The organism is Oceanobacillus oncorhynchi (assembly GCF_000821065.1).
Classification (GTDB): Bacteria; Bacillota; Bacilli; order Bacillales; family Amphibacillaceae; genus Oceanobacillus; species Oceanobacillus oncorhynchi.
The window spans coordinates 36,632-48,669 of record NZ_CDGG01000001.1 but is presented as its reverse complement, the minus strand read 5'-3'; the positions used below and the strand labels follow the sequence as shown (position 1 = coordinate 48,669).

The window sequence follows — 12,038 nt, the reverse complement described above, 5'->3', positions numbered from 1 at the left end:
AATGTCCGTTCTTCTCGTCTAAAGAAGGAAGCTGCTAATGAATCTTAGAAAGTTGTCAATTATCCTGCTGCTTTTAAAACCTGTTCTAATCGCTTCCGGTAAATCATAGAAATAAGTTAAAGTGATGGAAGGAAAGTGGGGAGAGGAATGAATTCAACACTATTTATTGGAACGATTGTCGGATTAATTATTATTTTATTTATTGTAGGTGCGCCGGTAAAACCAATGAAACATATTGGGAAAGCAACGATGAAGCTGGGGATAGGTGTATTGCTGCTTTTTTTCTTGAATGTATTTGGAGGGGCTGTTGGCCTGCATATTCCAATTAATCTATTTACAGTCCTGGTATCTGGATTTCTTGGTATATTCGGTGTCGGTTCCCTTGCAGCGATTCATTTATTTATTCTTTGAGACGCTGTTTTATTTTTTAGATTGAGTAAAAATCTAAAAAATAATATCTATGTATAGCATCCGTTAGATTAGGAGATACTAGTTTTAACGGAGGTGGAGAAATGAAGCAGCAAAAAGTTCAAGAGTATGAGTATTGCGGAATTTGTGAGGAACCAAAGGAAAACGGTATTCATTTGTATTCCATGTTTTTATGTTCGGAATGTGAGCATAATATGATTCATACGGAGCCGCGGGAAGAAAAATATCAATACTATCTCTCAAAGTTAAAAAATATCAATCAATCAACATTACATTCTTAATATAATCCCCTTTTACAAGTCTTTGCATGCAAAGGCTTTTTTGTTAGGATAAAATAGAAGAAAAATACTTGTTAACATTAAAAAAGTGGAATAATAGTCATTTTTGTATCCATGTTTTTCATCCCTTTCACTTGCTTGGTATAATAAGAAGTACACCATAATAAACAAATCAATTTTAATGAATTGGTTTGTTTATTTACATATATAAAGAAATGAGGCAGACAAATGGAGCAGCAGCGTATGCCATTAGCAGAGCATTTACAAGCATTTGCAAAAAGGAATCCAATCTCTTTCCACGTACCGGGCCATAAGCACGGACAAGTTTTTCCATCTGCATATTATAACGATTTTCAACACATGCTCCGCTGGGATGTGACTGAAATTACGGGAATGGATGATTTGCATGCGCCTGCAGGAATTATTGCAGATGCGGAAAGCTTAGCAGCAGCTTTTTTTCAGACCCAGCATACATTTTTTCTGGTTGGGGGATCGACAGCTGGCAATCTGGCGATGATTCTCGCGGCGTGTAAGCAGGAAGATAAGATTCTTATTCAGCGTAATTGTCATAAGTCGGTGATGAATGGCGTAGAGTTAGCAGGAGCACAGCCTGTTTTTTTAGCTCCGGAATGGGAGGGGCAGGTCAGCCGATTTACAAGTCCAAGCTATGAAACCATAGCATCCGCCATAGAGCAGCATCCTGATGCCAAAGCAATCGTTCTTACCTACCCGGATTATTTTGGTCAAACCTATCAATTGAAAGCAATGATTGATAAGGCGCACCAATACAATATCCCTGTACTAGTAGACGAAGCGCATGGTGTTCATTTTGCTTTAGGAGACCCTTTTCCAGCTTCAGCGATAGAGCTGGGGGCAGATGCTGTGGTGCATTCTGCGCATAAAATGGCTCCCGCAATGACGATGGCTTCGTATTTACATCTGGGGACTTCCCGTATCAATCCGTCTCAAATTGCGCATTATTTACAAATTTTCCAATCGAGCAGTCCATCTTATATACTTATGGCTTCTTTAGATATAGCAAGGCATTTTTTAGCACACTTTTCAAAAGAAGATCGAATCAAAACGATAAAAAGTGTGGAACAGGTAAAGCAGTTGTTTTCCGCTTTTTCATTTTGGGAATTCATGCCTTCCGACGATTCATTAAAGCTAACGTTCCACGTGAAACATTCTTTTTCGACAAAGTCCGTTGTAAACTTACTCGAAAAAGCAGGAATTTTTCCGGAGCTTGCGACGGATGAGCAAATTTTATTTGTCCACGGGCTTGCTCCGATGGAAGAAATAGATACACTGGAAAAAAGGTTGAAAACCATAGGGCATCCATTAAAAAAATCAGTAAATCGTGCTACAATAGAGAGGACAAATCTTTTTCCCGAAAAGGTCCAAGAATTAGATTTGTCTTATCAAGAAATGAATAATTATCCAACGTATCTGGTCTCGATGAGGGAAAGCATAGGAGAGATAGCTGCTGAGGCAGTGATTCCCTATCCGCCTGGTATTCCGCTTCTCTTAAAAGGAGAACGAATCCAAGAGATGCATATCGCACATTTGGAAAAATTAGTGGAGCAGGGTGTTCGAATACAGCATAGGGACGAAGGAATACGCATATATAGGAACAAAGGGGAAAGATGATGACAACTGGTTTGTTTATAACATTTGAAGGTGGCGAAGGAGCTGGCAAAACCACTATCCTAAATCAGGTTTATGAAGAGCTGACAGCTCGGGGGATAGAGGTTATCAAGACAAGAGAGCCAGGCGGTATCCGTATCTCCGAGAAGATTCGAGAAATTATCCATGACCCTCTCCATCTGGAAATGGAAGAAAGAACAGAAGCGTTATTATATGCAGCAGCAAGAAGACAGCATCTTGTAGAAAAGGTTTTTCCTGCATTAGAACAAGGGAAAATTGTATTATGCGATCGTTTTGTAGACAGCAGTCTGGTTTATCAAGGCTATGCAAGAGGCATTGGTGTAGATGAGGTATATGCGATTAATCAATTTGTGATTGAGGATTGTATGCCGGATACAACGTTCTACTTTGATATTTCTCCAAAAAAAGGACTGGAGCGTATATCAGCAAATGCAGACAGAGAGAAAAATCGCTTGGATTTAGAAACCCTTGAATTTCATGAGAAAGTCTATGAAGGATATCAGCTGATCCGGTCTCGTTTTCCGGAGCGATTTCAAACTGTGGATGCTGATCGTTCGCTTGAAGCGGTCTATCAAGATGTATTAGAAAGAATTACAGCTTTATTTAATAAATAAATATGCCAAAAGGGGCTGGTCAATCATGAAATTAATTATAACGGTCATTCAAGATAAAGATTCCAATCGTTTAGTAAACGCATTAGGTGAAAATAAATTCCAGACAACAAAATTAGCGACAACAGGCGGATTTTTAAAGGAAGGCAATACCACGTTAATGATTGGCTGTGAGGATGAGTATGTGAATGATGCGCTTGAAATTATTCGTGATAATTGCTCGCATCGTGAACAGATGGTGGCGCCAATTTCTCCGATGGGAGGAAATGCCGATTCGTATATTCCAAAGCCAGTGAAGGTAGAAGTCGGCGGTGCTACGGTATTCATCTTGCCTATCGAGTCCTTTTATCAATTCTAAACAGGAATTCTGTTTTAAAAGCAAGCTATGTAATATGATTAAACCGAAGGGGGAGAACAATGAAGATTTCCAGTGATATCGTAACACCGAGAGATGGCAATTTAAAGCGTCCGGCGCAGACAAATAATGCCTCTTTTCAAAACCTTGTTCAATCCCAATCGGAACAGCTGAAGACCCAGGAATTTACTCAAATGGTGAAGCAGATTACGGAGCAGGGAGATAAACTGAGCCGATATCGTTCCTTTCGTGAACTAGTCAAGTTTAAACGAATAGTAAAGGGCTTTTTGGAAAAAGCGACCTCGGAAGGGTATCTTTTAGAAAAAAAGCAAAGCTTCAGCATGCAAGGAAGCAGGCAATTGTCTACAGTGAAGATAATTGATGAAAAGATTGCCCAGTTAGCAGAAGATTTAATGGATGAAGAAAAGAAAACCATTGATATTCTCGGATTAATCGGGGAAATCAAGGGGTTATTAGTTAATATTTATACTTGAGCAAAGCTTTTATATCGAAAGGACTTTAGCAGCCTTTCATAAAAATAAATAGAAACAGCTCCTGTTTAAAGGTGGAAGTAATGATGAAGACATGGGAAGAGATAGAACAAATACAGCCTGTAGCAACCCGGACGATAATGAATAGTATCAAGAAGAATCGTATTTCCCATGCTTATTTATTCCAAGGAGATCGAGGGACTGGCAAAAAAGAAATGGCGCTTCTGTTGGCAAAGTATTTATTTTGTATGAATCGCCAAGGAGAGAATCCATGTAATCACTGTATCAATTGCCAGCGGATTGATTCTGGAAACCATCCGGATATGCACTGGATTGAGCCGGATGGCGCCTCTATTAAAATAGAACAGGTGCGTAATCTGCAGAAGGAATTTACGTATTCGGGAATGGAGTCCAACCAGAAGGTGTATATCATTAAGGATGCAGATACATTAACCGTAAATGCTGCCAATCGATTGTTGAAATTTTTAGAAGAGCCAAGTGTGGAAACAACGGCTATGATGCTTACAGAGAATGGTCACTCCATGCTGTCAACTATTCGATCACGCTGTCAGATTATTGATTTGCAGCCGCTTCCGCCGGGGATTTTGCAGGAAAGATTACAGCAAGAGGGTGTGAATGAGACCGATGCTAAACTTTTAAGTGCATTGACAAACAGTCTGACAGAAGCCCTCGAACTTGCCCAAGATGATTGGTTTGCAGACGCGCGAAAAATAGTGATACAATGGGTAGAAATGTATACTGCACAGCCTGAGGATATCTACACATACATTCATCAAAATTGGATACCTCATTTTAAAGATAGAGAAGGTCAAGAACGAGGTCTGGACTTATTAATACTAGGATTTAAAGATATTTTACATCAGCATATATATACAGACGCCAATACGATACTGCTATCCAATGATTCATCTAAGTTAGAAAAAATAGTCATCACGTTTTCCCAAGCTCAATTATTGACTATTTTAAATCAGATTTTAATGGCGAAAAGAAAATTAAAGGCAAATGTTCAGCCAACATTGGTGATTGAACAACTAGCGCTTCAAATACAGAGGTGAAAAAATGTTAGAAGTTATTGGCGTACGTTTTAAGAAAGCCGGTAAAATCTACTATTTCGATCCAGATTCTTACCCGGTCACTCCAGATAGCTATGTCATCGTGGAGACAGTGAGAGGGATAGAATTTGGAAAAGTAGTCATTACGGAAAAGCAAGTCGATGAAGAAGATGTAGTTTTACCATTAAAGAAAGTAATCCGAATCGCAAACGAGAAGGATAAGCGAACGGTTATAGAGAATCAGGATCAGGCGAAAAAAGCCTTTGACATATGTACAGATAAAATTACGCAGCATAAGCTGGATATGAATCTGGTTGATGTAGAATATACATTTGACCGCAATAAAATCATATTCTATTTTACAGCGGACGGAAGAGTGGACTTCAGAAATCTTGTAAAAGATCTTGCGTCGATGTTCAAGACACGTATTGAATTAAGGCAAATTGGAGTCAGAGATGAAGCGAAAATGCTGGGCGGAATTGGTCCATGCGGCCGTATGCTCTGCTGTTCCACTTTCTTAGGAGACTTTGAGCCGGTGTCTATTAAAATGGCAAAGGATCAAAATCTTTCTTTAAACCCGGCAAAAATATCCGGTTTATGCGGAAGGCTAATGTGCTGTTTGAAATATGAGAATGATGAATATGAAACAGCAAAAAGAGAGCTCCCGGATATTGGTGAAACGATGCCGACACCGCACGGAAAAGGAAAGGTTGTCGGGTTAAATATATTAGAAAAAATGGTTCAAATTGAGCTTTTAGATAAAGAACGTGTTGTGGAGTATACATTAGATGAATTAATCGAAGAAGGAATTGTAGCACAAGTCACAGAATAGAGGCAGGTGATCAATCTTGGGAAACAGAGAGATATTCGATCAAGTTTCCGATATGGAGAAGCAAATTGGTGAATTATATGAGCAGTTAGGTGATTTAAAAGGTAAACTTAGTGATTTGCTTGAAGAAAATCACCGGTTGGCCCATGAAAATCATCATTTGCGTAATCACCTAGACAGTTTTACAGAAGAATCTGTGGAAAAACAGCAGGAAAAAAGCGATTCTAAACAACAAAAAGGAATATTTCCGGGGGAAGGCTATGATAATTTAGCACGTCTTTATGAAGAAGGTTTCCATATTTGCAGTTTAGAGTTTGGCAGTCCGAGACGAAACGAAGATTGTATTTTTTGCTTGGACTTCTTTGATAAAACGAAACTTTAACCATGGGGAGTGGTGTTCTTCTCTCCATGATTATTAGCTTGAGTTAATCAGGAGATGAAGTGACCGTTTTTCCCCAAGGATATTTAAATATTTCTTCTATAACCTAAAGGGGAAAATGACGGTCACTCATGCTGTGATAAAATGAAATAGAGTACGGTAAGTATCGTATTGGATGGCTGTCTTCCTATGAAGGCAGCTATTTTTCTGATAAGCTGTCCAATGAGAACATAAGGATGTGGTGAACCAATGGTGGAGCTATATGATGATGAACGATTAGATTATTTATTAGCAGATGAAACGATGAAAATTATCCAAAGCCCGACAGCGTTTGCTTTTTCATTGGATGCGGTGTTGTTAGCTCATTTTAGTTCTATCCCTAAAAAACGAGGAAAAATTCTTGATTTGTGTACAGGAAATGGGGTCATTCCGTTATTGCTGTCTAAAAAGACAAATGCGGAAATTATTGGGGTGGAGATTCAAAAACGTATTTTTCAGATGGCGGAGAGAAATGTCGCTTTAAATGATTTGCAACCTCGATTACGAATGATTCATGGGGATTTAAAGGAAATGCAGTCGACCCTGGATCAAAGTGCTTTTGATATGGTTACCTGTAATCCGCCCTATTTTAAAACACCCTCTGCAACAGAGCATAATCATAATGCGTACCTTACGATTGCCAGGCATGAAGTGTATTGTACATTAGAGGATGTCGTCAAAGCTTGTAAAAGATATGTCCGGCCCGGGGGAAAAGTTGCCATGGTGCATCGTCCCGGACGCCTGGTAGATATTATAGAGAAATTTAGAAAGTACCGTATCGAGCCCAAACGTGTGCAATTTGTTTATCCGAAACAAGGAAAGGAAGCAAATATGCTCTTGATAGAAGGGATTCGTGACGGGAAAGCAGATGTGAAAATCCTGCCGCCATTCTATATTTATGAACAGGATGGTTCCTATACGAAGCAGGCAGAGGAAGTTATCTATGGCTGACGGAGAGCATTTGGTTTATATGTTACATTGTCAGGACGGAACGCTGTATACGGGATATACAAATGATTTAGCGCATCGGATTCGTATGCATGAAGAGGGAAAAGGGGCAAAATATACTAGAGGAAGAGGGCCTTTTGAAATCATCTATACATGCGCATTTGAAAATAAGTCAGATGCCTTGCGCGAGGAATATCGAATAAAAAAATTAACCCGCCAGGAAAAGCTGGAAATGATTCAAGCTTATGAGAAAGGAATGTGCCATGAATGAATATCCAAAATAGTTATCAGCCGGAGGAGCATGCTGCATTATACGTTGTCCCGACACCTATTGGAAATTTGGAGGATATGACTTTTCGGGCGATTCGGGTATTAAAGGAATGCAAGTTGATTGCTGCGGAGGATACGAGGAATACAAAAAAGCTGCTTCATTATTTTGAGATTCACACCCCTCTCATCAGCTATCATGAGCATAATCATCAGGAAAGAGAAAAACAGCTTTTAGATACGATTCGTCAGGGAGAATCGGTTGCTGTTGTAAGCGACGCGGGGATGCCTGCGATTTCTGATCCTGGTTCAGAGCTGGTCCAAGCAGCTATTCAAGAAGGGCTGGATGTCATCGTGTTACCAGGAGCCAATGCGGCACTCGTAGCACTGGTCGGGTCTGGCCTAACAGCACAGCCTTTTACATTTTACGGTTTTCTTCCCAGAAAGAAAAAAGATAAAAAAGAAACACTGGAGAAATTAAAAAATTTTAATACAACTTTAATTTTTTATGAATCTCCTTACCGCATCAAAGATACCCTGCAGGAAATGGAAGGTATCCTAAATGACAGGAAAGCGGCCATAGGAAGAGAAATCTCTAAGAAATTTGAAGAATTTGTTAGAGGTACCATACAAGAACTTTTTTCATGGAGTAAGAAAAATGACATGCGAGGCGAGTTTGTTATTGTGGTAGAAGGTCCAACGGAAGCAGAATCAGCTTCATTTGAGCAGGAATCAAGCTGGTGGGAAGCGTTATCTGTGAAAGAACATGTAGAAGCATTGATGGATAAAGAGCATCTATCCAGTAAAGAAGCCATTAAGCAGGCAGCCATCGAACGGAAAGTGCCGAAAAGGGAAGTTTATCAGAGCTACCATATTGATTAGCTTTGTTCCAGTTCGCTAGATAATAAAGGCAAAAAAAGGACGACCTCCTCTATGTACGTAGGTCATCCTTTTTTTGCCTTTTAAATTTATTTAAAACGGTTTTGAATTTCTTCCAGTAAAATTTTTGCACCCTCTGGGCTAAGGATAAGGTTGCCGTCAGCCAGGGTCTGATTATCATCTGTCAGCTCTCCAGTGATTTGACAGGTCATATTTGGGCGGTATTTTTTCAAGACAATACGATCATTGTCTACGTATATTTCCATTGTATCTTTCTCTTTAATATCAAGGGTGCGGCGTAATTCAATAGGAATAACTACGCGACCAAGCTCATCAACCTTACGTACGATACCAGTAGATTTCATTCTTCATTCCTCCAATGTTAGATTTAATAAAATTTTCTGAATAAATAAGTATTACAATTTCAAATAATGAGATAAATTGCAAAAAATGTCGTTACTAGTCGGTACTGATAACATTAGAATAGCAACAATATTTGGTATTGTCAATACAATTTTACTGTAAAAGGAAAAGTTTTATTCCTTTTTCATAAATATTCAGGTTTTTATCCGTTTTTATTTATTTAAGAGGAAGAAAGTATCTCTTTTTTGTAAAATTAATTTCTAAGAAGTTGGATAAAGAATGAGTGAATAGGTACACAATTTGGCAAATTACGTTATAATAGCTACAATAGATGTTGATATTTTATATGCGTCATGTGATACCATAAAAAATAGGGCGAAAGCTGAAATTCTAAAAGTTGATTTTGAATCTTTTTCGGATGAGATGGCAATGCTTGTTTCATAGCATGTATCTTTTTATAGGTAAATGGGAAATCTTTCTGCCACTTGTACATCTCAGGACAAGATTTTTTAAATAGGAACAAATCTAGGAGGAATAAAACGGATGGGAAGCAAAAATACTTTTTACATTACAACGCCAATATATTATCCGAGCGGAAAATTACATATTGGCAGTGCATACACAACGATAGCTTGTGATACGATGGCGCGATATAAGCGCTTATTAGGGTTTGATGTGTTTTATTTAACAGGCAGTGATGAGCATGGACAAAAAATTGAGCAGAAGGCTGCTGAACAAAATATCTCTCCGCAAGAATATGTAGATGGCATGGCTGCTGGAATGCAGGATTTATGGAAGAAACTTGAAATCAGCAATGATAAATTTATTCGCACAACCGATGAACAGCATCAGAAGGTTGTAGCTGATATTTTTGAGCGTTTCTTAAAACAAGGAGATATCTACCTGGATGAATATGAGGGCTGGTATTCTGTACCGGATGAAACGTTTTATACGGAAACACAGCTGGAAGATGTTGAAAGGGACGAGGATGGTAATGTTATCAGCGGGAAGTCACCGGACAGTGGTCACCCTGTTGAGCTGATTAAAGAGGAGTCCTATTTCTTCCGGATGAGTAAATATGCAGATCGCTTATTGAAATATTACGAGGATCATCCAGATTTTATTCAGCCGGAGTCGCGTAAAAATGAAATGATTAATAACTTCATTAAACCAGGTTTAGAGGATTTAGCTGTATCCCGTACTACCTTCAGCTGGGGAGTCAAGGTACCAAGTAATCCAAAGCATGTGATTTATGTATGGATCGATGCATTGGCAAACTATATCACAGCATTAGGCTATGGTACAAATGATGATGAAAACTTCCAAAAATATTGGCCGGCAGACGTGCATATGGTAGGGAAAGAAATTGTTCGTTTCCATACCATTTATTGGCCGATTATGCTGATGGCTTTAGACTTGCCGCTTCCGAAGAAAGTATTCGGCCACGGCTGGTTGTTGATGAAAGACGGAAAAATGTCGAAATCAAAAGGAAATGTGGTTTATCCGGAAATGCTTGTAGAGCGTTATGGTCTCGATGCTTTACGTTACTACTTAATGAGAGAAGTTGCTTTTGGCAGTGATGGCGTTTTTGCACCGGAAGATTTTGTTTCCAGAGTAAACTATGATTTAGCAAATGATTTAGGGAACTTATTGAACCGTACTGTAGCGATGATTAATAAATATTTTGACGGAAAAGTCCCTACAGTAAACGGCGTTATTAATAAAGAAGATGCCGATCTGCAGGAGCTGGCAGCATCTGTTATTCAGGATTATCAAGAATCGATGGAGCAGATGGAATTCAGTAATGCATTGAAAAAAGTATGGACGTTAATTTCCCGTGCGAATAAATATATTGATGAAACACAGCCATGGATTCTTGCGAAAGATGAGGAAAAGCGTCCTGAACTGGCAAGTGTTATGGCACATCTGGCAGAAACATTACGCGTTGTTGCAACGCTGCTTCAGCCTTGTCTGACGCATGCACCGAAAAAAATCATCGAGCAGCTTGGTTTAGACGAAGCCGGCGGATTAGCCTGGGAGAATGTTCCGTTTGGAAACTTCCCGGAAGGCACTACCGTTGTGAAAAAAGGGCAGCCTATCTTCCCTCGTTTAGATGTGGAAGAAGAAGTAGAATATATCCGTTCCCAAATGGGAGGAACTGCTGCAGCTGATGAAGAAGAGGCTTGGGACCCGAATGAAACGGAGCTTGTTTCTACCAAAGAAAAACAAATCAAATATGATGTATTTGATAAAGTAGAGCTGAAAGTTGCGGAAGTGAAAGACTGCAGTAAGGTCGAAGGTGCAGATAAACTATTGAAATTCCGCCTGGACGCTGGTGATGAAGCAGACAGACAAATTTTGTCGGGAATAGCAGAATATTACCCGGAACCGGAAAAATTGATTGGGAAAAAGGTTGTTATCGTAGCGAACCTTAAACCGCGTAAAATGCGCGGAGAAATCAGTCAGGGAATGATTCTTTCTGCCGAGAAGGACGGGAAATTAGAAATCGTTCCAGCACCGGAAAGCGCACCAAACGGATCGCCGATTTCTTAATTAATAATAGATGGAAGGGAGCTGTCATCGTGTTCATGTCAGCTCCTTCCTTTTCGATAGAAGAACAAAAAAAGGATGATTAGAATGTTATTTGACACACATGTTCATTTAAACGCAAGGCAGTTTGCTGAAGATAGAGAAGAGATAATTCAGCGTGCAAAGGATGCAGGTGTGGAATATATGGTCGTGGTTGGTTTTGATCATGAAACCATTCCCCTGGCTATTGAAATCGCGGAAGCACATGAGAATATATATGCGGCAGTCGGCTGGCATCCTGTTGATGCAATCGATATGACAGAGAAAGAATTGGAATGGATTGAAGAATTAACGGAACATCCTAAAGTGGTCGCGATTGGCGAGATGGGCTTGGATTATCATTGGGATAAATCGCCGAAAGATATACAGAAGAAGGTCTTTCGTCAGCAAATCGCACTTGCTAAAAAAGTAAAAATGCCGATTATTATTCATAACCGGGAAGCGACAGAAGATATTATTGCTATCCTGCAGGAAGAAAACGCTGCAGAGGTTGGCGGCATCATGCACTGTTACAATGATTCTGTCCAATATGTCCAGACATGTCTGGATATGAATTTTTATATTTCCTTAGGCGGTCCGGTAACCTTCAAGAATGCTCCATTGCCGAAGGAAGTAGCAAAGCAGGTTCCTTTAGACCGTCTGCTGATTGAAACAGATGCCCCATTTCTAGCACCGCATCCATACCGTGGAAAAAGAAATGAGCCGGCATATGTAGCACGTGTAGCGGAAGATATTGCGGCATTACGTGACATGGATACAGCGGAAATTGGAAATATTACAACTGAGAATGCGAAACGATTTTTTAAAATTGATTAAATCTGTCGTATTATGGAATAAAGT

General features: G+C 39.5%; 15 protein-coding genes. 14 read left to right on the top strand and 1 reads right to left on the bottom strand.

All coding sequences use genetic code 11. The annotated features are described in order from the left end of the window. The first annotated feature begins 147 nt into the window (after positions 1 to 147). The 12 genes from BN997_RS00255 (at position 148) to rsmI (ending at position 8,249) form a co-directional block, all read left to right on the top strand. Complete coding sequence (locus tag BN997_RS00255) at positions 148 to 411, top strand: pro-sigmaK processing inhibitor BofA family protein (protein ID WP_042528593.1); 264 nt, start codon at positions 148 to 150, stop codon at positions 409 to 411. A gap of 101 nt (positions 412 to 512) precedes the next feature. Further along, the gene (locus BN997_RS00250) at positions 513 to 710 is read left to right on the top strand and encodes a sigma factor G inhibitor Gin (RefSeq protein ID WP_042528592.1); all 198 of its coding nucleotides are present in this window, start codon (positions 513 to 515) and stop codon (positions 708 to 710) included. Between the two features lie 225 nt (positions 711 to 935). Next, positions 936 to 2,357 (top strand): aminotransferase class I/II-fold pyridoxal phosphate-dependent enzyme, encoded by a 1,422-nt coding sequence (locus tag BN997_RS00245; protein ID WP_042528591.1) that lies wholly within the window; start codon positions 936 to 938, stop codon positions 2,355 to 2,357. Next, entirely contained in the window at positions 2,357 to 2,989 is a 633-nt protein-coding gene (tmk, locus tag BN997_RS00240; RefSeq protein WP_256705458.1) for a dTMP kinase, read from the top strand. Before BN997_RS00245 ends, tmk begins: the two co-directional genes overlap by 1 nt. A 25-nt stretch (positions 2,990 to 3,014) precedes the next feature. Further along, on the top strand, positions 3,015 to 3,344 hold the full coding sequence (locus BN997_RS00235) for a cyclic-di-AMP receptor (RefSeq protein ID WP_040977662.1): 330 nt from the start codon (positions 3,015 to 3,017) through the stop codon (positions 3,342 to 3,344). Positions 3,345 to 3,403: 59 nt separating this feature from the next. Beyond that, positions 3,404 to 3,835 carry a YaaR family protein gene (locus BN997_RS00230; protein ID WP_042528589.1) on the top strand — a complete coding sequence of 144 codons (432 nt, stop codon included), beginning with the start codon at positions 3,404 to 3,406 and terminating at the stop codon, positions 3,833 to 3,835. Between the two features lie 83 nt (positions 3,836 to 3,918). Next, positions 3,919 to 4,908, top strand: coding sequence for a DNA polymerase III subunit delta' (holB, locus tag BN997_RS00225; protein WP_042528588.1), 990 nt, complete (start codon positions 3,919 to 3,921; stop codon positions 4,906 to 4,908). A gap of 4 nt (positions 4,909 to 4,912) precedes the next feature. Beyond that, positions 4,913 to 5,737 (top strand): PSP1 domain-containing protein, encoded by an 825-nt coding sequence (locus BN997_RS00220; RefSeq protein WP_042528587.1) that lies wholly within the window; start codon positions 4,913 to 4,915, stop codon positions 5,735 to 5,737. Positions 5,738 to 5,753: 16 nt separating this feature from the next. Continuing rightward, the gene (gene yabA, locus BN997_RS00215) at positions 5,754 to 6,116 is read left to right on the top strand and encodes a DNA replication initiation control protein YabA (RefSeq protein ID WP_042528586.1); all 363 of its coding nucleotides are present in this window, start codon (positions 5,754 to 5,756) and stop codon (positions 6,114 to 6,116) included. A gap of 246 nt (positions 6,117 to 6,362) precedes the next feature. Continuing rightward, positions 6,363 to 7,103, top strand: a complete 741-nt coding sequence (locus tag BN997_RS00210) for a tRNA1(Val) (adenine(37)-N6)-methyltransferase (RefSeq protein WP_042528585.1) — start codon at positions 6,363 to 6,365, stop codon at positions 7,101 to 7,103. Further along, complete coding sequence (locus BN997_RS00205) at positions 7,096 to 7,371, top strand: GIY-YIG nuclease family protein (RefSeq protein WP_042528584.1); 276 nt, start codon at positions 7,096 to 7,098, stop codon at positions 7,369 to 7,371. The genes BN997_RS00210 and BN997_RS00205 overlap by 8 nt, the downstream gene beginning before the upstream one ends. Then, positions 7,368 to 8,249, top strand: coding sequence for a 16S rRNA (cytidine(1402)-2'-O)-methyltransferase (rsmI, locus tag BN997_RS00200; RefSeq protein ID WP_042528583.1), 882 nt, complete (start codon positions 7,368 to 7,370; stop codon positions 8,247 to 8,249). Before BN997_RS00205 ends, rsmI begins: the two co-directional genes overlap by 4 nt. 86 nt (positions 8,250 to 8,335) lie before the next feature. Here the strand turns inward: rsmI and BN997_RS00195 are convergent, their stop codons facing one another. Then, complete coding sequence (locus tag BN997_RS00195) at positions 8,336 to 8,611, bottom strand: AbrB/MazE/SpoVT family DNA-binding domain-containing protein (RefSeq protein WP_040977653.1); 276 nt, start codon at positions 8,609 to 8,611, stop codon at positions 8,336 to 8,338. Between the two features lie 541 nt (positions 8,612 to 9,152). Here BN997_RS00195 and metG point away from each other — a divergent pair. Both metG and BN997_RS00185 read left to right on the top strand, forming a co-directional pair. Next, on the top strand, positions 9,153 to 11,162 hold the full coding sequence (gene metG, locus BN997_RS00190) for a methionine--tRNA ligase (RefSeq protein ID WP_042528582.1): 2,010 nt from the start codon (positions 9,153 to 9,155) through the stop codon (positions 11,160 to 11,162). A gap of 84 nt (positions 11,163 to 11,246) precedes the next feature. Beyond that, the gene (locus BN997_RS00185; protein WP_042528581.1) at positions 11,247 to 12,014 is read left to right on the top strand and encodes a TatD family hydrolase; all 768 of its coding nucleotides are present in this window, start codon (positions 11,247 to 11,249) and stop codon (positions 12,012 to 12,014) included. Positions 12,015 to 12,038: the final 24 nt, after the last annotated feature.